This is a genomic window from Nostoc sp., from assembly GCF_036917555.1.
Lineage (GTDB): Bacteria > Cyanobacteriota > Cyanobacteriia > Cyanobacteriales > Nostocaceae > Nostoc.
Genome location: NZ_JBALDD010000063.1, coordinates 314,500 through 335,669 on the forward strand (window position 1 = coordinate 314,500; position 21,170 = coordinate 335,669).

Genomic DNA, 21,170 nt, shown 5'->3' on the forward strand with positions numbered 1-21,170 from the left:
AAATAGTCTATTTAAAAATGTCCTTTTTTGAATGTTAAACTAACGCTTTCAGTAACGCCTGAAGTTTAAGTTGCACCTCTGCAAACTCTTTGTCAGGATCGGAGCCAGCCACGATACCAGCACCAGCATACAATCTCGCGCGATCGCCATCAATCAATGCTGAACGAATTCCCACAATAAACTCGCAGTTCCCCTGAGAATCTATCCAACCCAGAGGCGCAGCATATAAACCCCTTTCAAAGCTTTCATAACGACGAATTTCGGCACAAGCAACATCTCGTGCTGCACCAGCAACGGCTGGTGTAGGATGCAATTGAGCGACAATCTTCAATGGATGTATGTTAGTAGGAACTACAGCACTGATTGGTGTCCATAAATGCTGGATGTTAGATAATTGTCGCAGCCGTGGTGCTAATATTTGCGGTGATAAACCTAACTGGGATAGGCGTTGTGTAATGAAATCAAGCACTAGGGAATGTTCATGCTTTTCTTTTTCACTATTTAGTAAGCGATTGGCATTAGCTGCATCTTCAGCAGGGGTTTTACCTCGTGGTGCAGAACCAGCTAAAGCATCAGTGATTAATTGTTGATTATTAATACTAATTAATCTTTCGGGACTTGCACCAATAAAATTTTGTCCTTTGCCATTACTTGTAGAAAAAATATAACAATTAGGATGATTTTGTCTAAGATTATTTAATGATTTAACTAAGCTAAAGTGGTTGCTTGATTTTACATCTAATATATCTGCTAGGACAATCTTACTTAAATGGGTAGACCGAATTTGTTCCAAAATAGATACTACTGAACGTTTAAATTGGGCAGAGTTTGTGACAGATTTTTTATATAATTTTGTAGGAAAATAATCAATATTAGCAGAGTAATTTTCTAAAGTTTGGATAAATTCAATTTTATTTTGTATTTTCTCCAACAATCTTTCAATATTTATATTTGGATTGATAATTATATTTGTTACTAATATGCAACGCTGATTTTTTACGGCTACTTGCCAACGTGGAAGAAAAATGGTAGCAGATGGAAATGGATAATCTACTTGGGCGTTTTTATCAAAAAAACTGAAATAACAAAAAAAGTGAGGCCCAGAAAAAGGTTGGTTTGCGTTACCAAAATTAATTATATTTTTTAGACAAGATTTGATAAAATATTCTGCTTGACTAAAACGGCCTGAGCCATCAATCTGTAATTTTGCTACAGCATCAATTGCTGCGATCGCTTCCCCTTTAACTCTGTCCTCAAAGTAAAAATTTATTTCATTTGCTTGTGTAATTTTATCCAATACAAGTAAAGGATCAACTAAATTAATTTCTTGAGAGATACTGACAATTTGTTTGCAATTATTTTTGACACACTTTTCTTGCACTGCTAGCAGAAATTGATATAAATCTTTGTGCTTTACAAAGAAGTTGCTACGACATGGTGAAACTGTCATGGATTTAACGATAGTAAATTTTTTTTAAGTTAACTTCCTAAAGTGTAATTAATCGTGGTCGTATTTCTACAGGTAACATATTAAGTTGCTATTTCACCAGCGTAGGGTTTGCCTTATTTGTGGTGTTCTCAGACCATGATAAGCCAGTTTCAGCCTGAGACTGCAACGTGAGGGTGAGTATTAACAACACAAGGTTAACAAGCCATAGTAAAAGTGACAGTTGTTTGTATATCACCCATATCTAGCGTCTCTTTAAATTATAAAATCTCAAGTGTGAGTAATATTCCGGTAATCTAATTAATCACAGCTGATGACTACCAAGCAAATTTTATATCCCAACACTAAGTTATGGATGGCAGCAATTAAACCGCCAATGTATAGCGTTGCCATTATGCCCATTTGGGTAGGAACAGCAGTAGCATTTGCCGAAACTAAAATTTTCAATGGTGTAGTATTTTCTACTTTTGTAGCTGCCGCAATCTTAATTCTTGCCTGGGAAAATATCAGTAATGATGTCTTTGATTCCGAAACAGGTATTGATCAAAATAAACACCATTCTCTGGTGAACTTAACAGGCAACAAACCATTAATATTTTGGATAGGAAATTTATGTTTAGGTTTAGGGTTGCTGGGCATACTAGCGATCGCCTTTTGGCAACAAGACCTAACTGTTATCGGTATAATACTGCTGTGCTGCGGTTTAGGCTACACGTACCAAGGGCCTCCCTTTCGCTTAGGATATCAGGGTTTAGGCGAGATTATTTGCTTTTTTGCCTTTGGCCCCTTAGCAGTGGAGGCAGCATACTACAGTCAAACCCAAACTTGGTCAATCACAAGTTTAGCAGCCTCAGTAATTGTCGGAATTGCCACAACCTTAATTTTGTTTTGCTCACACTTTCACCAAGTTAAGGATGACATAGCTGCAGGCAAGCGATCGCCTATCGTCCGTCTAGGAACAGCAAAAGGTGCTCAACTCCTAGTTTGGTTTACTGGTAGTATTTATCCTCTCACCTTGCTATTTGTGCTATTGGGGATTTCTCCAGCTTGGACATTGCTAAGTTGGGTGAGTTTACCCTTTGCTGTCAAATTATGCCGCCACGTCCAAGAAAATCACAACCAACCGGACAAAGTTAGTAACTGTAAATTCATCGCTGTAGCTGTGCATTTCTGGGCTTGCTTGTTGTTCGGCTTGGGATTTATGCTTTAGCGATTACTAATTGATGCGTTATCAATTTAAATTTCGTCCATATCAGCGAAGATTTTTGCGATCGCTTACCACTAATCATGGTAATTGGGATATTCGTGAAGGTATTATCCTCCGCCTTACCGATGAATCAGGTAAACTCGGCTGGGGAGAAATCGCCCCCATTTGCTGGTTCGGTTCTGAAACCCTAGAACAAGCCTTAGATTTTTGTCGCCGACTCCCAGGAGAAATCACAGACGAGATAATTTTCTCTATTCCAGATGAGTTACCTGCTTGTCAATTTGGTTTTGAGTCAGCCTGGGAGATGAGAAGTGGGAGAGATAATTTTATAATTCCTAACTCCTCACTCCTAACTCCTAACTCTTCACTCTTCTACAGTGCCTTATTACCAGCCGGGGAAGTGGCTTTAAATCAATGGAAAACGTTGTGGCAGCAGGGATATCGCACGTTTAAGTGGAAAATTGGTGTGTATGCGATCGCTGATGAACTAGAAATTTTTGAGTCACTGATACACACTTTACCAGCCTCTACCAAACTGCGATTAGACGCGAACGGTGGACTCAGCTATGAAGAAGCGAACTTATGGCTGTGGACTTGCGACAATCTCAAGGCAAATGCAGAACTACCCCTAGAAATTGAATTTATCGAACAACCGCTACCTGTTGAACAATTTCAGCAGATATTGGAATTGAGTACGAGTTATAAAACTGCGATCGCTTTAGATGAATCTGTCGCCACACTTAGGCAACTCGTCGCCTGTCATCAACAAGGTTGGCGAGGGATTTTTGTGATTAAGCCTGGGATAGTTGGATCGCCATCTCGTCTGAGAAAGTTTTGTCACCAACATCAAATTGATACTGTATTTTCATCAGTATTTGAAACTGCGATCGCAAGACAAGCAGCACTCCAGCTAGCGGCGGAATTATCCCAAAACAACAGAGCAATTGGTTTTGGCATCAACCATTTTTTTGAACAAGAAGAAACCTGGCTTCAAAGTTTATGGAACGACCTTTAGACTGTCTTAATAACCTAGCTCAAAATGATTGGTTTATTGGTTACAACAGCCGTCAATTTAATCAAATAGCTCAAGAGTTATATTTAGAACTAACACAGTTATCAGCATGTGGAACACCACCAAAAATTATCTTAACTGAACGCGAACCATTGAGGTTTCTAGCAAGTTTTATTGCTGTTTGTGCAGCTAACTGCCCAGTTTTTCTTTGTAACCCCGACTGGGGAACACAAGAATGGCAACAAGTCTTTGATTTAGTACAGCCAGACATTATTTTGGGAATGGGGAATGGGGCATGGGAATTGGGCATTGGGAATAATAATACCCAATGCCCAATTCCCAATAGCATCATGATTCCTACAGGTGGTTCATCGGGACAGATTAAATTTGCCATCCATACTTGGGAAACTCTCACAGCATCAGTACAAGGATTTACAGAATACTTTCAACTAAAGCAAGTCAATTCCTTTTGTGTATTGCCGTTATATCACGTTAGCGGTTTAATGCAATTTATGCGTTCTTTCACCACCGGAGGCAAACTAGCTATTCAACCATTTAAAGCTGTAGAAACAGATCCAATATCGAATATTAAACAATCAGAATTTTTCATATCTTTAGTACCAACACAGTTACAACGCCTCCTGCAAAATCTAGAATTAACTAAATGGTTATCTCAATTTAATACTGTACTTTTGGGAGGTGCGCCAGCATGGAATGAACTACTAGAAAAAGCCAGATTTCATCATATCCGGTTAGCACTTACCTATGGCATGACAGAAACCGCCTCTCAAATTGCTACCCTCAAACCAGATGATTTTCTCGACGGTAAAATTAGCAGTGGTCAAATTCTTCCCCATGCAAAAATAACTATTCGCAATCAGCAAAGCGAGATTTTAAATTCCAATCAAATCGGAAATATCACTATTCAGGCTAAATCTTTAGCCTTTGGTTACTATCCTATAATGAGAGAAAATCAAACTGATTTCAAAGTAGATGATTTAGGGTTTTTAGACGATCAAGGTCATTTAAATATAGTTGGACGTAACAGCGACAAAATTATTACAGGGGGAGAAAATATTTACCCAGCAGAGATTGAATCAGCTATACAATCAACTCAAATGGTTGCCGATATTTGTGTCATCGGCATCCCAGATAAACATTGGGGGCAAGCCTTAACAGCAATTTACATTCCCAAAAAATCAGATACCTCTGCCTTAAAAATCCAAACTCTACTCAAAGACAAACTCAGCAAATTTAAAATTCCTAAATATTGGATTCCCCAGCAAAACTTACCCCGTAACTCTCAAGGTAAAATTAACCGCCAACAGTTACAGCAAATAGCTACAGAATTCCTCCAAAATCCCATCACATAATCTCTCTAGACTTTCTTCTCTCTGCGCCTCTGCGTCTCTGCGGTTCGTTTCCAACCACTGAACTATCTCATTAGGTAATTCCTGTTTGCTTCTACTACTTGCATCAATACAAACATGGCGAGTAATAACCTTTGCAACTACCACCTCAGCCACTGTAATTTCGTAAGTAATTTCAAACTTATCAACACCTATTTTTTGGGGAATTAAACTAATTAGCAATTTATCCCCACCAAACATAGGACGTAAAAAATCGACACTAGCATGAACAATGGGGAAAGCTACAGATGGATTAGTAAAAAAATCTTTGAGATTAATACTTGATGCTTCTAAAGATTCTTCATAAGCTTCATGGCAAATACCCAAAACGTTAGCAAAATAAACTACCCCAGCAGCATCAGTATCTTGAAAGCGAACCGTGCGGTTATAAGTAAAAGGCATTTTTGACAATTGAATATAAAAAAACAGCAGGTTTATACCCTGCTTTACAAACTAATTTTATTGCAACTAAGTAAGTCGGTGATAAAAATTCAATTTCCCCAATTCTGAGTTTGTATCGAGATATTTAGCCTCATCCAATGCTTTGGGGTTAAATATATGGTGAGGAAAGGCGATCGCTTCTATATTAACGGCAATGGTGGAACGTCAAAATCATTAAACGAGCAGATATTGTAAGATGAAGCGGCTATTGCCCTCACCAGCTTACCGTCGAGAGTCAGCAAAGTAGCACCTACCTGCTGTGAAAGTGCGACATAAGAAGCATCGTAGGCAGAAGTTCCATAACTCAAGCTTATAGTAACTGCATCCGCCATCAAATCAGCTGTTGAAACAACACGCAACGGAAAAGCTTTTAGAGTGGCTAAATCTGTCTGAACCTCAGCAGCAGTGTACATCCTTGCACGGACATACTTCCAGAACGTGTTAGCACACTCAATATAAAAAAGGTCTGTAACAAAAATTTCTGTTTGTGGATTGGCGAGATGACCGAAGAGTTGATTAACTTTGGCAGTTAGTGGGTCAGCAATAAAATACTTGATGCACACACTGGTATCTACGACGCATCTAAGAGGATTGCTCATCTATTGCGGTCTTCTCGAATTAGTTCAGTACTATCAGGTAATCCAAAGTCTGCTGGATTCAAGCGGCGGCGACGGCGACTAATTTCCTCTAGGAGTTTTGGGACATTTTTTCGCCTTTCCTCTTCTGTTGGCTGTGTTTTTGCCTGCAAAGCGTTCTGCAAGATTGTAATAACTTGAGCATCAATTGAGTTATTTTCAGCTTTAGCTAACTCTTGCAGTTGTTGGTATAACTCATCAGGTATGTTTAGCGCATGAATGGTAGCCATTGATTGACCTCCCAAAAGAATTTATTGGTAATGGTAGCACGATGGCAGTAGGGGGGGAGGTTAGGGAGCGATTCGCCAATAATATTGGTGAGCAAAGAAGCAGCTAATTTTAATAGCCATCCTTTGAGCTACTACTTCTTGAGAGCTATCTTACCTATCTCAAAAGCTATATATTCGGTTATCCAGAATTTTTTGTTCGGTTAACCGAACTATTTTATTGTATTCTAGGCTTTAACTAATATATTATATTTATGATTAATCTTTTATTTGCTTTTAACAATGTTGTAACTGCAATAATTCTTGTAACCTTATACAGTATATTTACTGTAACTAAAAATTACTATGCTAAATATTTGGTACTTAGAAAAAGTTGATGTATAGAAAAGCAGAAAAAAAATACTTCTTTTACATAGATTCCAAAGACAAACTGATCATGGAACTAGAAGCGGAAATCAATCACCTTAGAAACGTTGTTAGTAACCAAGCAGACATCATAGCAGAGCTTCAATGTTGCATAGATCCATATTCTCCAAATGGAGATGCTATGTGTAATTCATTTTATTTAGATAAATATTATATTAATGATTAATATTTTTAACACTTAAGGTTGTTTTGCTAGAGGAATTATTATGAGCAGGAAAATTACTAAACCTAAGCCAAGCAATATTCTTCCTGGACAGTTAACACTTTTTGATTTGCCAGAATTTATCAATCAAGCAATGAACATACCATATTTGGATAAACAGCTTGAATTAAAAAAATCTATTTCTACAAAAGAAGCAAAATCCACATACACAACCAACCTAGATAAATCTGTTGAGATTATATCAAATATAAGCAATATTAAACGTGTGGTTGTACCTATAGAAATTGCTTTCGATGTATGTCAAGGAATTAGAGATGTGAAGCAGTTCTGGCTGCTAAATAATAAGCCAGAGTTAGAGGTAATATTTGATGCTAAACATTTAGATTTGGCAAATTATTACGTAGCTGGAAATAAAGAAGTTTTTGAACCAGAAGAACAGTATTTAGTCGGAAAAGGTGGACTAATTAATATTTCAACTTTTTTTAATTTGCTGAGATGTAAAGAAACTTTAAATGATTGGTCAAATGATGAGTGGAAAAAGACGGGAAAACAACCAATCCATAAATTTGATTTTCTTTCACCAAATACGAAGGCTGTAAAGCAGCTATGGAATAATTTGGGGATGCCAGATCCATACATGAATAGTAATTTTAATATAGCTAAATTCCGGTCTCGATATATTACTCCCATACTTTGGGTTGATGAGTTGAGTGAACAAGAAGTCTTTGAGCAATTTAGTGTATGGACTCACAAAATTTGTCAAAAATTGAGTAGTCATTTAAAAACAGATTTACTGATGCAAGCTATCCCAGAGATAACTTCAAATTTAGTAAAACATGGATTTGGAGGATTATTTTGCGTAGCAGTTTGGCGTTCTGGACAAATAGAAATTTTTTGGTCTAATCTTATAAATCATATTAAAGATTGGCCTCCAGAAGATACCGCCTATGGTCTTGCAGAAGGATTGCAAAACCGTGGAGGAGGTGGAGCGGGTATGAAACACATTCGTGAAAACTTACTACCTCGTTATAACGGTGTATTAGAAGTTAATTATAAAGATATAGATTTATGTTTTTATTCTGAAGGAGGATATGAAATCTTGGGACAAGGTAGTCGTAGGGATGAATCAGAGTCAAATAATGGTAATGATTTATTGCCGAACAGTATTCTATTTACGATGCATCTTTTTTGTGAAGAAACTAGAGATGACGAGGTATAAATAATGGTTATGAATAGTGAAGTAAAATTACTTCAAGTTTTAGAAGAAGAACGAAGTAGCTGGATTGCTAAATTTAACATAGATGGCAAAAATACAACTTTGTTTAAGCTTGGTTCTAAAGATTTTTTTGAAGAGAGAGATTCTCTTATTCAGGTTGTAAAAAAGCATTTAGAATTGAATAAAAAGCATATTATCCATATTATTAATATGGATAATATGGACTATTTATCACCATCAGCTGCTAACGTATTGATGTCCGCAGCATTGGAAATTTCAAGGCAAACTAAGATACCTGTTATTTTCACTCAAGTTTTATCGGAAGCTTTAAAAGGACTCAAAGCTGCCTCCTCTGCCGTCAAGACGGAAGATAGAATTTTGTGGGCAGTAGATATTGCAGAAAATCCACATATACTGGGTATTATTCCAGATAGACTAGTAGAAATACTAGACATTCTTAAAGATAAAGGTCGAGTTAGTGCTAGTGAAATAGCAGCACTACATGGAGAAGAAAATTCTAAAAAATATATCAATAAATTCAGCGTTTATTTACAAGAACTGTTTAATACAGGATTGATTAATAGAGAGAAAATAGCAGGTTCAGCAAGAGATGAAGCAGGACGGGGTTGGACTTACGTTTATCGTCCTGCCTATGTTGATATTTCTGAAACTTTGATGAAGAGGTTTTAGGCTGTGAATGTGGATGGTTTAGGCAATCTTGTAGCTCATACAAAGCGTATAGAATTAGGTTTACAAAGACCAGATGTCGAAATTCCTAATTATAGAACTGTACAACCTCGTCTTCTAGCTAAGACAAAGTATATAGGAGCGCTTGATGGTTCAGATCAGCAGATGTATGCCCTTCCTGGCATTGCTGAGTTAGGAGTTGCTGTTTGGGCTACTCTTTTTTTAGAGTTTGACGTAAGACGCCCAGATAAAGAAATTCATCGCAGTGGCCCTAATTCTAGTGGCCCTTGGACAAAGCGTGATTTAGTTAATTATCGTATTTCAATCGAGCTACATAATGAACAAGTGAATCAAAAATTTCGCAATGACTATTATTCTTGGAGACAAATATTGTCTCATGCAAGACCCACAGAACCTCCTATATTTAAAACTACTGGAGAGAGACAAATAAAGGGTGTACGTCAACAAGCAGCGATTGAGCGTGCTACAGGAGAATGGTTGGCATGGCAAGCCGCTATTACCCGCCACCTACCACCGGGTTCTTTAATGCTTAGAGATGGTCGCTTCAACTGCCAGATTGAGCAATCGGCTTCTTGGGTAGATCAAATAGGAAGACGTGCAGTGCGTAACCAAATCCGTGCTGTAGCTGTTGTTAAATCAGGTTTACTATATGGTCAGCTTTTCCCTATTGTTAGAGAAATTGCTACTAACAGGACAAAACAACCTTTTTATTTCATCATTCCCAAAAATATAATTGAAGATTCTTACGGAAAGAACGAAAAAAACCCTATCAGAAAAACCTTAATGGTTGGCGGCAAAGATCATACAGACTTAGCTGGTATTGGAGCATTATGGACAGCTTTCTGCCCTAATCCTGATGATTTTAAAAGTTTTGTAATTCTTGAATTTAATTTATACGATCTCTACAATTACAAAACACCAATTATAGATAGAGAGCCAATAGACTTACGAACATGGCATATTGAAAAACTAGAAGAAGCAACGCACGATACACTAAAAGGTACGAAACATATCTGGGTAACTGACCTCAAAATTAATGAAACGCGAGATATTGAAGATTTAGTTGAACCCACTATTCAAGAAATACTTGAGTTATGTGAACGAGAAGTAGGTCATTTTGGATATCCAAATTTATTAGGTAAGGCTCATCGTGAGATTGTTCTTACTAATCAAAAAATGAAATTACTACGTGAGCAATATAAGGAGCTATTTGCTTACTCTAATAAAATAACTGAAGAACTTGAAGGTAATGATTTTGTGGATAATCCACATAAAAGTCATCATATTTAACCAGCTTTATTAATTGCAAAAACTCACAAATTCAGCAATTATGAATAACTCAAATTCTAATTCTGTTCAATCATTGGAAGAAATTAATGCAATTGCAGAACTCTTTCCAGATCGCCATATACCAGAGCCAAAACAAATAAATTTTGTAATTGATACAAAAATTGAGGGAGAGCAGAAACTCTACTTAATAGAATTAGATACTAACTTTGATGCTCGTGTTGGAGATTTACTAGAAGCTAGAGATTCTCGCACACAACGCAATTATTTACTGATGATTGCAGATATTGGGTATGCCTATCCTCACAAAGAGGAACACGCTGAGATGCTGGATTTACTTCGCCGTCGTCCAGATAAAGAAATTGATAGTCCCACTTTTCGGGCTTTGTGCAAAAACCTTGCTATATGTAATCTCTTGGGAGAAATCCGCAGTGGAGAGATTACTGAACAAGGATACCGCCCTAGTAAGTACACTACAACAGCTATTAAAGCTAGCGGTAATACTGAAAAGCTAATGGCAAGTGAATGGCAAATTGGTATAAATATTGGTTCTCTACGTGTGGGTAGAAATAAAAGACAAGATGTTCCCGTACATTTTTCTACAGTAGATTTAGCTGGGAAGAGATTTTTAATAGTTGGTCAAACTGGTAAAGGTAAGTCTACAGCAATGCGCCAACTGTTAGATGGTCATCTGCGTTTGATGAATTCATATAATGATAAAACAGATAACCGCAAAGTAGGCTTTTTGGTAGATGATTTTAAAATGGAGTATCCCTTTGATACATATAATCAAGCAGGGGAAACTGTACCAGGATTGGTCAATAAGTTGAGGGAGATAGCTAAAGAAAAACTTATTATTTTGACTTGTAATCCTAGTGAATATCAAAACCATAAACAGAGAGTTAGAGATATTCTAAAACTTAAATTACCCTTAGAAACTCTTTCACTATCAGTTTTTTGTGACTTGTCTAATTTAACAGAAGCTCAAACTAATGTCGTGCGATTAATAGAAGATACTAACAGAAACCCATGTGAGTTTTTTGTTGATCTGTTAGCTGTAGATCAGTATGGTATGCCAGATACAGTTGTATGGGGTAAAAAGTATGGCCCCATGTTCTACAGCGAAGCAGGGAAGAAAAAAGCTAGGGCTAACAAGGAAAGTAAGCAGAAGTCACAATCTTTGAATCAAGGACTACAAGAAGAACTCGAAGAATCAGATATTGATAAAGGTCTGCGTGATCGCTTATCTTATATTCGTCGTGCAGCACAGCGTCTTTTGAAGATGCCATTTATGACTAAAAATGCAACTCAGGGTGACTGCACAGGTAAGTTACTTCAATATTTGCGTGAAGGTTGCACTGTAATTGTTGATAAAAATCATCTTGAAGATCACCAGCGTGAAATGCTAACGGTGATTCTTCTCTATCACATATTTCGTCACAATCAGGCATTAGCGAGTGGAAGCGAAGAGCAACGCAAGCAGATAATTCCAGTGGTAGTTGCCGTTGAAGAAGCACAATACCTTTTATCAAAAGATAAGGTAGCAGACCCAGAATCAATTTTTGCTAAGATAGCTTTTACCGGACGCAGCTATCAAATTGGATTACTCGCGATTACCCAACGTCCTCAAGCTATTCAGAAAGAATTATTAGGTCAATTTGACGGTTTTCTAGTTCTACCATTAGAACATGCAAACGACTTTCACCATCTGGCAGATGCTTGCCCAATTCTTTCAGGTTATCGCAATGATTTAGCATCTGCCCCACTTGGTGGAGGTGTTCTGGCTTATGGTTCACCAAAAAAAGTAGTGTCAGTTCAAATTGAGAATTATATTTAGGATATTACGGCTCAATGTGACTTAGCCTTGAGATGTTTGAATTGGAAATTACTCAATCCACCCCTATACTTTTTGAATAACTAGGGGTGGTAAATCTGGTTTTTAGAATAACTCTAAAGCTTTTGCAATAGTCTGTTTTCCATCTATAGAACATGAGCATCGGTTATTAGCACGTGGTAGACAATACCGTCCTTTCCAAAATTCTGCTAATTCCTGAAAAGGTTGATCATTGTATATTGGAGTTTCTTCTTTTCCTGCAAGAATATCTTTTAAATTGTCTGTGTGAGATATAATAAATACTTCTCTTTTTATATCATGCTTAAGATAAGTTTGAGGTAAACACAATTGTCTAAGTACATGGCTAATAACTAGTTGTTTAACTTTTGGGCCTGTACCAAATCCTCTAACTGGTTTGTCCGGAAATAACTTTTGATGAAAAATTTTTATTTTTTGGTAAAGATCATCATTGAAGTAAAAAGTACCCCAACCCTTACAATTTCCCAGAGAGGCTGTAGCCCATAAGTTTTGCTTGCCTTTCTTTCCCTTACTTACTCGGTTATACAAAGAACTACGCCCAAATGCACTTAGTGTAGTCACTGCTATTAAATAAGCAGGTAACACTCTTTTTTCCATTTCAGTTATTCGTCCTTCATAACGTTGTTCATAGTCTTGACGCACGTCCTTTGATGCGGCAGCCAAAACAGCAAGCTTACCTCCAAGTAAATCACTGTAAGGTGGTACTGCACCTACCGAATAAGCATCCATAGTCTGATTAACTATTTCAGGTTTCCGCTCTCTAGGGATATTAAACGTTGTATCTCGTGCTGAAAAACCGATTGGTGGTGATTGTAAACCAAGAATACCCATTAGTTTGTGGTTGGAATCATCCCATATCAAATAATTGAGTCGTCTACCGTAACCCATACTATATGGCAGACTCCAAGATAAACGAGCAATACGAAAAATATCTCTTTGTGCTTGTTTTGTTACTAATTCTAACCTCGGTTGAATAGCTTCAGGAAAGACTTCTTTTGGTTCAGCAAAAACATTACTGTATTTTGGCCAGTTTTTATCAAGCCATTTCTTATGTTTACCAAGAGTTATAAGGCGTGAAGATGAATGTGCATTCCGATAATCAGATTTTGGATTAGTATCTACAAGCCGTATCAAATTACGACGCATAGCATGAATCTCATTCATTAGCTCTTCCGCCTCTTTCACTAGGTCTTTCTCATATACAAGAGGAGAAAATTTACTCTCCTGCATAGATTCAACACAAGGTAAATTCATTTATTTATCCTTTCTAAGAGTCTAATTTCAGGCTACGAATCCACTCTCTTAAGACTTCTGTTTTTGTTTTTCCATATTTAGTACAGTAAGCCTCAAGAAGCTCAAGTTCATTTTTTGGCAAGCGAATTTTAAGTTCTTTATCAGATGGTGGTTTTGTCCTTGCCATAATTTTTAGTCTACCATATTTGTGGGAACATTGTGGGAACAAAATTCTAAGCCAGTTTTACTGGCAATTCGCTTACGTTTATAAAGTAAACTCTTGCCCAGACAAGTTAAATAATGAAAGGTTTGCTCCATCTTCTTTGTTTGCAATAAAACTTGAAAAGCCGGCAAGCACATAGAAGCCCACCAGTAAGCAGTATCCCCACCATAGGGAACCATAGTATTTATACGCAAGTTTGAAGAAGTTATATATTCAAGAACGGAGAGGGGGAGATTCGAACTCCCGGAGGTTTTAGCCTCATCCGATTTCAAGTCGGACGCAATCGACCACTCTGCCACCTCTCCAATAAATCTGTCAAACTTGTGCTTACCCTACCTTCAGACGCTATTCAGGCGCTTTTTTTGGTTAGCACTAAAGCTGACAGATAATACTATATCGTATCATCTACGCAGATTGCACTACTAGATGCGAATGTCTACGACACACTACGCGATCGCTCGTACAAAATTTCCTCCTTAGCCACCTGGTAGTCATTCCCAACCCAAATTAGGGAAACTTGCGAAACCACACCTGCCTCTAGGGTGACAATGGAAAAATTACGCAACTTCTCGCTGTCATTTTCCACAATCCGTGGCACACTTGCCGCATTCAAGTAAATTATTCCCTCTGGACTTCTAAAGATAGATTTCCGCAGCACCTTAGTATGTCTCAGAGTATGGTGCATGTGACCAAATGTCACCAGAGGAATGGTTTTACCAGCAGTCAAGGCTTGAGAAATCGCCTCGCCAAAATCTGGATCGCCAAAGTCGCCACCAATTGGATGCCAGTCTTTACCACAGGGGTCTTCAGGGCGATCGCCTAACCCACTTGGCCCATTGTGACCCAAAAATATAATCGTTTCATAAGCGGCGCTTTTAACTGCTTTGAAGATGCGATCGGCAGATTCTTCCAAACTCGTCACACCGTAACGTTCTTTACAGATTTCCGCGAATTTCCACTCTGGGCCACCCCAGGTAAAGGGACGACCCCCCACTACAGTTAAATTCCAAGTAGGAAAATCCAACTTACTGTAACCGACATGGGACGGGCCTAATAAATCGAGTTGTTCCTGTACCCAGTCTTCCTTAGAGCGGTCATAAGGAGCCTTTTTACGTCCCCATTCGGTGGCAGTGTACCAGGCATCGTGGTTGCCCATCACAGCTGCTTTGGGAATATCGAGAGAGGCGATCGCTCTGACCACTTCCACCGATTCATTGCCAAAATCCCCCACAAACAGCGCTAAGTCAACACCCAAATGTTTGAGTGCAATACCATCTTCCACTTCCCATTGGTCGTGAACATCTCCAACTACAGCAATTTTCAGGGTTATCGATTGAGTTTTCTGACTGGTCATGCCACTTTCCTTGCCGTCTATCTCCAGGATATGAAACTCAGCCCGATTTGGACACAACCCGAAAATATCAACCGCCCACTATTTTTGGTAAAAACTACTATAATTGAATCCACAGGACATAAATTTGCAACATAAAGCACCCTTAAACTGTGTTTACCACTGCACTAGCTCAACGAGAAAACGCCCAACTGGGTGAACTACCACTAGATTTATTTGCGGCGATTGAGAGTCTCAAAAAAGAACTCAACGCAGTTATCCTGGCACATTATTATCAAGAGCCAGATATTCAGGATATTGCCGACTTTATTGGGGATTCATTACAACTGGCAAGAGCCGCCGAAAAAACCAATGCGGATGCGATCGTCTTTGCTGGTGTTCACTTCATGGCAGAAACAGCAAAGATACTTAATCCCGATAAATTAGTACTTTTACCAGATTTGAATGCTGGTTGTTCTTTAGCAGACAGTTGTCCACCAGACGAGTTTGCAGCTTTTAAAGCAGCGCATCCAGATCATCTGGTGGTGTCTTATATCAACTGCTCTGCTGATATCAAGGCGATGAGTGATATTATTTGCACTAGTTCCAACGCTGTGAAAATTGTGCAGCAGATACCGAAAGAACAGCCGATTATTTTTGCCCCAGATCGGAATTTGGGGCGATATGTCATGGAACAGACTGGACGAGATTTGGTGCTATGGCAAGGTAGCTGTGTTGTCCATGAAACCTTTTCGGAAAAGAAAATTGTCCAGTTAAAAATTGCCCATCCCGAAGCAGAGGCGATCGCCCACCCAGAATGTGAAAGTAGTGTCTTGCGCCACGCCAGCTTTATTGGCTCTACAGCCGCTTTACTCAAGTATTGTCAAAGCAGTTCCACCAAGGAATTTATCGTTGCTACGGAGCCTGGAATCATTCACCAAATGCAAAAACTAGCTCCTGACAAGCATTTTATTCCTGCCCCACCGATGAATAACTGTGCTTGTAACGAATGTCCGTTTATGCGGTTAAACACCCTAGAAAAGCTTTACTGGGCAATGAAAAATCGTAGTCCCGAAATTACCATGTCAGAGGATATTCGCCTTGCTGCACTGCGACCAATGCAACGAATGCTGGAGATGAGCGTGTAACTAGTATAGGTTTAGATAATTTGTAGAGACGCGACAAAACTGCGTCTCTACCCACAAGTTATTATTTATAACCACTTGCAAATTATCAAAGATGATGCTAATATCTTAAATCGTGAGACAAATTGGGTCGGTGTCCGAGTGGTTAATGGAGACGGACTGTAAATCCGTTGGCTAGCGCCTACGCTGGTTCAAATCCAGCCCGGCCCACCACTTACGAAGTTATAAGTTATAATGACTGGGTAAAGAGTAAAGCTCCCAGCATTTTAACTTACAACTTAAAAACCAAAGTTATATTTTGCCCGTGTGGCTCAGTGGTAGAGCACACCCTTGGTAAGGGTGAGGTCACGAGTTCAATCCTCGTCACGGGCTTTTTAGATTGATGAAATAATCAACGTAAAAGTAAGGGCTTCAGGCTTTTGAAGGAATTCAGATGTTGAAAAGCTAACTTTCTTACTTGTATTTGTGACTATTTTGACTATCAGGTCAGAATTTGGGATATCCAGCTTGTTTTTTTGGCTATGATTTGGCTATGATTTTGTAGGCTCAGTATAAGCCACAGAGACATTTATCCTACTATTCAGCAACGCCCTTTTTTCACTCTCCCCTCTAAAGTCCTTGGATGTGATTACGAATTTCATTATCAATCTGTGATTCCTGAATTACCGAAAAGTCATCCGAATCGTTATGTAATCCGTGAGAAGCGATAAATCTACTCCCATTTTCTACCTCAAACAGTAATCCAATTTCATTTGCAATATCTGCGTATAGTGCGCTGCTGTAGCTTCTTTTTAAAATAGTTATATTTGATATACGTTGCCCTACTAACCTAGCCCAAAAATTATTACTGTATACTGCATCTCTTGCATCTACTGGATAAAGTTCCTTATCTTCTTCAGTTAGTTCTATCAATTGTTTCACCAGCCTCGTTTTTCCCAATCCAGATAGTAACTGAGTTTTTTGATGGTTGACTTCCATATCCAATAACTAGCCCTGAGTTAAAGCTCATGATAAGAGGTCTAGGTGTTAGTGAAAAAATATCTTTTGCTTCAATACCGCATTCGCTAACTTTTCTATCAGGAGGCTCCCAACAACACCTAGTCAAATTAAGTATCTTAAGTCCTTTAACAGAGTCTAAAACATCACTCCGATTAGATGGAATATCTTCTATGTATAAAAAAGTTTTCATTGATTTAGTTTTTTTTGAGCAGACTCAATAAGTTTCAATCTTCGTCATAGATTGTTAACTGTCCTTCTACTATTTTCATAAGCTTTCTTCACCCAATACCCTCTAGGTGGCTTTTCTATCCCCTAAGCCTTACACCACTTTTCTACAGCTTTATCAGATACGCCAAAATCTCTCCCAATTTGTGCGGTTGGCTTTTCCCAAACTAGTTTTTCTAGTTCTTCTTTTGATGGCCTTTCAACTTTTCTGGTATGCATTCTAGAGTCTGGGTTAACCTTTCTAGTTGTTAAATCAACGCCAAACTATTTGTAGGTTCGCTTAGACGCTGCTTCAGTAAAGTCTGTAAAATCCTCCCACCAGTAAAACGGTGTAGCTGAATTAGGTATCTGGGCAGTTATGTAGCAACCATTAAAGTTAATTGATGGATAAACGACTTTATCTATATCAGGCAGATAAACAGCATAAAAGTCAAAGTCATTTACTTTATACTTTTTCTGATAAGTACCATTTTTATCTACCCAAATAGTTTTATTGACTACCCTGTTGTCTCCTGCATATTTAGCTTGTATTTTATAAAATTTATCGTCTTTGTAAGCAACAAAATCAAAAGGTAAATGCTCACAAACAAATGGTGTGAGAATCAAGTATCCTTTAAGTGTTAGATCGGCGTAGACGCCCAAGCGGCTTGTCGTCAGACATCGCTCTCGTAACAGCAATATCGCCCTTATTCTTGGTATGATGCAGCAATAACGAACCCTCAAATGTGGAAATCATCATATCATTTCACGCTGCTTGAGGGTTCATATTTAGTTAAAACGAGCGCGGCAGGGTTCGAACCTGCGACCGATTGCTTAGAAGGCAATTGCTCTATCCACTGAGCTACGCGCCCAACATAAATTAATGGCTCCCAAAAGAGTCACCTAAACTATTATATCGTTTCTGCGTACCAAGAAGCAATCGAAAATTGCAGATTTACCACTAGCAAGGCTAAGATGCTAGTCGCTAGTTAGTTAATCTACACCGAAAACGAAACAGATGGGGTATTGGTTTAGATATATTGAGTTTTCAAGAGGTTATTTGCCTGTTAACGCCACCGTCCTCTGGGCGGCTACCTTTGGGAAGGAACTGGCGATCGCTAGGCTCGTTTCCACAGTATGCTAGGTAATTTCAGCCTTGGCGATGCTGCCAAATGCCATTATATATTCCATATTAAGAGTGCCCCTGTGAGGAGTTATTTGCTAGTGCCATGTTTATTCTCAAACGGCAGGATGTTGAAATATCAAGCATTCAGCACCCAAAAAAGGATCAGCAGGTGCCGATTCTTAGTTATCAAGGGCAGACTTTTCGCTTGATTAGTGTTTTCAAAGCTAGTCAAGAGGAAGAAGCTAGAGCCTTATGGAGAGAATTAACGGATAACCGAGGTAAAGCCTGTGTTTTGCTGGAGGAACCCGAACGCTTTAGTGTTTGGGGTAAAATCCGTTTAGAGCAGTTGGATAGTGACACAGGTAGTCATGGCAAAACGGCGATTTTAATCCAAGCCAGTATTTTGCTGTTGCAAGGTGTTTCTATCGATATTGAAGAGTTTTTAGGTGCTAGGCAAGCTGCCTTATTTGAAAAAGATATTGCGGAGGTGTTCAAGCAGAAGCAATTTCCCCAAACATCCTCCTTAGAAGCAGTTAAATATTTGGTATCTACTAATCCTTTGCCGACAGCCAAAATACCTGATTGGCAAGAAAATCATGTAGTTATCCTGTTACAAGAACTGCATCGATTAGGAAAAGCTTATTTTGGCAACGCTAATTTTACCAAACAAGTGATTTATAAGCTAGAAGATATGCCAGAAGCCGAGCGATCGCTGTTTCTTAGTTGGCTAAATCAATCGCCACTGGGTAAACTATGGCAGTAGCATGGAAATTTTTTCACAAAATTCCTGCCACTCGCACTTGCTTTTGGTGTCCGATTGTGTATTAGCTGACAGACACACTGCAAGATATACAGTCTTTTAACTCAAAATACTGCCAGAGTGCATCTACATAAGTCTTGTCCTATGAATAACTCTTACGAGAATTCGTTTCTTTCTAAATCAATTTTCACCACTCAGAACATTGTCTTAGCTAATATTGGCTGGGCCGTCCTGGCACTGCTATACTTTTTATTGTTTAGTGCCAAAGTTCCCGGAGCCGATGGCATAGAAAGCCGAGCCGAGTGGTATGTGATTGGCACAAATATTTTTGAAGCTTTAGCTTATTTGGGTGCCAGTATCTTATGCTTGAGAAACTGGCTGAGTCCACAAATCGTCAGTGGGCGAAATGTTTGGCTCTTAATTGGGTTAGGTATGCTTTCCTATTTCGTTGGAGGGATAATTTTCGGCTATACCGAAATAGTTTTAAAAGATGAACCGGATGTGTCTGTAGGCGATATATTTTTTGTATTGACTTATCTATTACTCGGCGCAGGCATGATTTTAGCTGTGGCTTCCAGGCGAATCAATCTGGAAAAATGGCAGTGGCTAATTGTGTTAGCAATTGCAGTGTTCGGTAGTTTGTTGGCATGGTGGATTTCTATGCAACAGGAAACACCCTCAGAACTGCTAGTCGCTATTTTGAATTGGTTTTACGTAGTTAGCGATGTAGTTTTGTTAATTATTGCTACCACTTTGCTACTAGCCTTTTGGGGGGGAAGAGTTTCCCAGTCTTGGCGAATGATTGCAGCAGCGGCCTTTTCGCTTTACATTGCAGATATGTGGTTTAAATACGCCCAAGGCCCCAATTATCAAAGTGGGGAGATATTAGAAGTGTTTTGGGTGTTTAGTGGAGTGTTATTTGGTATGGGCGCTGTCTTAGAATATGACGCATCACTAAGACGAACACGGCGAACCAGCGGACGGAAACGAGCTTAGTAAAGATTTTTGGTATCTACCGTGAGAAAATTAACAGACTCTGACAAGCAAGAAATTCTTAAGTTATATCGAGAGACTGCTGAAACAACCTCAACTTTGGCAGACCGCTATGGTGTGAGTAACTCGACGATTAGTCGCCTGCTCAAAAGCACTTTGCCAGAAGATGAGTATGAATACTTAGTCTCTTTAAAGCGGGCTGCGAGAACTCCTGAAGGAAGGGCGCAGGTAAGCTACGAGCAATTACCATTGCTGACTCAACCAGAACCAGAGCCGGAGATAGAAGTTCCACCCAGTGAAAGCCAACCCTTGGAAGTGCCAAAGGTTGAGCCACTACCACGTAAGATAATTCGTGTAGAGCAGGAACTTTACTCAGAGGAAACGGCGGAGTCAATTGCTGCTAGTAGACGAGTGCGGCGACGCCCTTCGGCGACGGAGAAACCCAAACTCCGAGTCACAGAGAAATTAGAAACTCCAGAGCCAAAGCCGCTGGAAATAGTCAGCATTCCCATCCCACCGCTAAAGAATGAACATCCAGGAGCGGCCGTCATCGCGCACATGCTGGGCGAAGATTTGCTCGACGAATCAGAGGATTTGGATGATTTAGAAGATGATGATTTAGAAGATGATGACTTTGAGGAAGAAGACTTTGATGATGATGACCTAGATGAGCAAAGACCTTTAGTTACAAGAAGAAGACCAGGTGAAGCATCAGTTGAAGTTTTACCACTGTCGGTAGCCAATTTGCCGAAAACTTGCTATTTGGTAATTGACCGTTCCTCAGAATTAATTACGCGACCTCTGAAGGACTTTGGTGACTTGGGACAAATTCCCAGCCTGGAAACCCAGCAAAGAACTCTGCCGGTGTTTGATAACCATCGCGTCGCCAAGCGTTTTTCTACTAAACGCGATCGCGTGATTAAAGTTCCAGATAGTAAAATGCTCCATAAGGCTCGTACTCATCTACAAGCTAAGGGCATCACGCGACTGCTAATCGATGGTCAGGTCTATTCGTTGTCTACGGTTTAGGAGTTAACAGTTAGAGTAGAGCATCGATTCAGTAATTAAAAGCAGGGCTGTTTCATCTTTGCATCCATGATTTTTCA

General features: G+C 39.0%; 22 protein-coding genes, 4 tRNA genes and 1 pseudogene. 15 read left to right on the forward strand and 12 right to left on the reverse strand.

The window, feature by feature from the left end; genetic code table 11:
* Positions 1 to 34 precede the first annotated feature (34 nt).
* Entirely contained in the window at positions 35 to 1,450 is a 1,416-nt protein-coding gene (locus tag V7K60_RS23860; protein WP_334928962.1) for an isochorismate synthase, read from the reverse strand.
* A 310-nt stretch (positions 1,451 to 1,760) separates the two neighbouring features.
* Between V7K60_RS23860 and menA the strand changes: the two genes are divergently transcribed.
* The 3 genes from menA to V7K60_RS23875 are packed head-to-tail and all read left to right on the forward strand — an operon-like array spanning position 1,761 to position 5,039.
* Positions 1,761 to 2,657, forward strand: a complete 897-nt coding sequence (gene menA, locus V7K60_RS23865; protein WP_334928964.1) for a 2-carboxy-1,4-naphthoquinone phytyltransferase — start codon at positions 1,761 to 1,763, stop codon at positions 2,655 to 2,657.
* A 13-nt stretch (positions 2,658 to 2,670) separates the two neighbouring features.
* Entirely contained in the window at positions 2,671 to 3,669 is a 999-nt protein-coding gene (locus V7K60_RS23870) for an o-succinylbenzoate synthase (protein WP_334928966.1), read from the forward strand.
* Positions 3,654 to 5,039 (forward strand): 2-succinylbenzoate--CoA ligase, encoded by a 1,386-nt coding sequence (locus V7K60_RS23875; RefSeq protein ID WP_334928968.1) that lies wholly within the window; start codon positions 3,654 to 3,656, stop codon positions 5,037 to 5,039. The genes V7K60_RS23870 and V7K60_RS23875 overlap by 16 nt, the downstream gene beginning before the upstream one ends.
* On the opposite strand, the pseudogene V7K60_RS23880 reads toward V7K60_RS23875, so the two are convergent.
* From V7K60_RS23880 to V7K60_RS23890, 3 genes and pseudogenes are all read right to left on the reverse strand, one after another.
* A pseudogene (locus tag V7K60_RS23880) lies at positions 5,032 to 5,477 on the reverse strand (acyl-CoA thioesterase). The gene V7K60_RS23875 and the pseudogene V7K60_RS23880 sit on opposite strands and share 8 nt — an antisense overlap.
* 179 nt (positions 5,478 to 5,656) lie before the next feature.
* Positions 5,657 to 6,115 carry a type II toxin-antitoxin system VapC family toxin gene (locus tag V7K60_RS23885; RefSeq protein WP_334928972.1) on the reverse strand — a complete coding sequence of 153 codons (459 nt, stop codon included), beginning with the start codon at positions 6,113 to 6,115 and terminating at the stop codon, positions 5,657 to 5,659.
* The gene (locus V7K60_RS23890; RefSeq protein WP_334928974.1) at positions 6,112 to 6,381 is read right to left on the reverse strand and encodes a hypothetical protein; all 270 of its coding nucleotides are present in this window, start codon (positions 6,379 to 6,381) and stop codon (positions 6,112 to 6,114) included. Before V7K60_RS23890 ends, V7K60_RS23885 begins: the two co-directional genes overlap by 4 nt.
* A 433-nt stretch (positions 6,382 to 6,814) precedes the next feature.
* Between V7K60_RS23890 and V7K60_RS23895 the strand changes: the two genes are divergently transcribed.
* Genes V7K60_RS23895 through V7K60_RS23915 form a run of 5 tightly spaced genes read left to right on the forward strand, consistent with a single transcriptional unit; the run spans position 6,815 to position 12,015 of the window.
* Positions 6,815 to 6,970, forward strand: a complete 156-nt coding sequence (locus tag V7K60_RS23895; RefSeq protein WP_334928976.1) for a hypothetical protein — start codon at positions 6,815 to 6,817, stop codon at positions 6,968 to 6,970.
* A gap of 40 nt (positions 6,971 to 7,010) precedes the next feature.
* Positions 7,011 to 8,186, forward strand: coding sequence for a hypothetical protein (locus V7K60_RS23900; protein WP_334928978.1), 1,176 nt, complete (start codon positions 7,011 to 7,013; stop codon positions 8,184 to 8,186).
* A 9-nt stretch (positions 8,187 to 8,195) separates the two neighbouring features.
* The gene (locus tag V7K60_RS23905; RefSeq protein ID WP_334928980.1) at positions 8,196 to 8,873 is read left to right on the forward strand and encodes a hypothetical protein; all 678 of its coding nucleotides are present in this window, start codon (positions 8,196 to 8,198) and stop codon (positions 8,871 to 8,873) included.
* Between the two features lie 3 nt (positions 8,874 to 8,876).
* Positions 8,877 to 10,181, forward strand: a complete 1,305-nt coding sequence (locus tag V7K60_RS23910; protein ID WP_334928982.1) for a hypothetical protein — start codon at positions 8,877 to 8,879, stop codon at positions 10,179 to 10,181.
* Positions 10,182 to 10,221: 40 nt separating this feature from the next.
* A complete protein-coding gene (locus tag V7K60_RS23915) occupies positions 10,222 to 12,015 on the forward strand; it encodes a helicase HerA domain-containing protein (RefSeq protein WP_334928984.1) in 1,794 nt (597 codons plus the stop codon).
* A 102-nt stretch (positions 12,016 to 12,117) separates the two neighbouring features.
* Here V7K60_RS23915 and V7K60_RS23920 read toward each other — a convergent pair whose 3' ends face one another.
* The 4 genes from V7K60_RS23920 to V7K60_RS23935 all read right to left on the reverse strand — a co-directional run bounded on the left by V7K60_RS23920 (position 12,118) and on the right by V7K60_RS23935 (position 14,861).
* The gene (locus V7K60_RS23920; protein ID WP_334928985.1) at positions 12,118 to 13,305 is read right to left on the reverse strand and encodes a Druantia anti-phage system protein DruA; all 1,188 of its coding nucleotides are present in this window, start codon (positions 13,303 to 13,305) and stop codon (positions 12,118 to 12,120) included.
* Positions 13,306 to 13,318: 13 nt separating this feature from the next.
* Entirely contained in the window at positions 13,319 to 13,471 is a 153-nt protein-coding gene (locus tag V7K60_RS23925) for a CopG family transcriptional regulator (protein WP_334928987.1), read from the reverse strand.
* Positions 13,472 to 13,727: 256 nt separating this feature from the next.
* A tRNA-Ser gene (locus V7K60_RS23930) sits at positions 13,728 to 13,812 on the reverse strand.
* Positions 13,813 to 13,943: 131 nt separating this feature from the next.
* Complete coding sequence (locus V7K60_RS23935) at positions 13,944 to 14,861, reverse strand: TIGR04168 family protein (RefSeq protein ID WP_334928989.1); 918 nt, start codon at positions 14,859 to 14,861, stop codon at positions 13,944 to 13,946.
* 149 nt (positions 14,862 to 15,010) lie between these two features.
* On the opposite strand from V7K60_RS23935, the gene nadA reads away from it, so the two are divergent.
* From nadA to V7K60_RS23950, 3 genes are all read left to right on the forward strand, one after another.
* Positions 15,011 to 15,985 (forward strand): quinolinate synthase NadA, encoded by a 975-nt coding sequence (gene nadA / locus V7K60_RS23940; protein ID WP_334928991.1) that lies wholly within the window; start codon positions 15,011 to 15,013, stop codon positions 15,983 to 15,985.
* A gap of 124 nt (positions 15,986 to 16,109) precedes the next feature.
* Positions 16,110 to 16,195: transfer RNA gene (locus V7K60_RS23945), tRNA-Tyr, on the forward strand.
* A gap of 87 nt (positions 16,196 to 16,282) precedes the next feature.
* Positions 16,283 to 16,354: transfer RNA gene (locus tag V7K60_RS23950), tRNA-Thr, on the forward strand.
* Positions 16,355 to 16,591: 237 nt separating this feature from the next.
* Here the strand turns inward: V7K60_RS23950 and V7K60_RS23955 are convergent.
* The 4 genes from V7K60_RS23955 to V7K60_RS23965 form a co-directional block, all read right to left on the reverse strand.
* Positions 16,592 to 16,960: a hypothetical protein gene (locus V7K60_RS23955; protein ID WP_334928992.1), complete on the reverse strand. Its 369-nt coding sequence runs from the start codon at positions 16,958 to 16,960 to the stop codon at positions 16,592 to 16,594.
* Positions 16,961 to 17,293: 333 nt separating this feature from the next.
* Positions 17,294 to 17,425, reverse strand: a complete 132-nt coding sequence (locus V7K60_RS35410; protein ID WP_442944457.1) for a hypothetical protein — start codon at positions 17,423 to 17,425, stop codon at positions 17,294 to 17,296.
* 45 nt (positions 17,426 to 17,470) lie between these two features.
* Positions 17,471 to 17,812 (reverse strand): group I intron-associated PD-(D/E)XK endonuclease, encoded by a 342-nt coding sequence (locus V7K60_RS35415; protein ID WP_442944458.1) that lies wholly within the window; start codon positions 17,810 to 17,812, stop codon positions 17,471 to 17,473.
* A gap of 172 nt (positions 17,813 to 17,984) precedes the next feature.
* Positions 17,985 to 18,057, reverse strand: a tRNA-Arg gene (locus V7K60_RS23965).
* Positions 18,058 to 18,203: 146 nt separating this feature from the next.
* On the opposite strand from V7K60_RS23965, the gene V7K60_RS23970 reads away from it, so the two are divergent.
* The 4 genes from V7K60_RS23970 (at position 18,204) to V7K60_RS23985 (ending at position 21,093) form a co-directional block, all read left to right on the forward strand.
* A complete protein-coding gene (locus tag V7K60_RS23970; protein WP_334928995.1) occupies positions 18,204 to 18,329 on the forward strand; it encodes a hypothetical protein in 126 nt (41 codons plus the stop codon).
* 85 nt (positions 18,330 to 18,414) lie between these two features.
* A complete protein-coding gene (locus V7K60_RS23975) occupies positions 18,415 to 19,074 on the forward strand; it encodes an Npun_F0813 family protein (protein ID WP_334928997.1) in 660 nt (219 codons plus the stop codon).
* 141 nt (positions 19,075 to 19,215) lie between these two features.
* Positions 19,216 to 20,067, forward strand: coding sequence for a hypothetical protein (locus V7K60_RS23980; protein ID WP_104908316.1), 852 nt, complete (start codon positions 19,216 to 19,218; stop codon positions 20,065 to 20,067).
* Between the two features lie 21 nt (positions 20,068 to 20,088).
* Complete coding sequence (locus tag V7K60_RS23985) at positions 20,089 to 21,093, forward strand: transposase (RefSeq protein ID WP_334928999.1); 1,005 nt, start codon at positions 20,089 to 20,091, stop codon at positions 21,091 to 21,093.
* Positions 21,094 to 21,170: the final 77 nt, after the last annotated feature.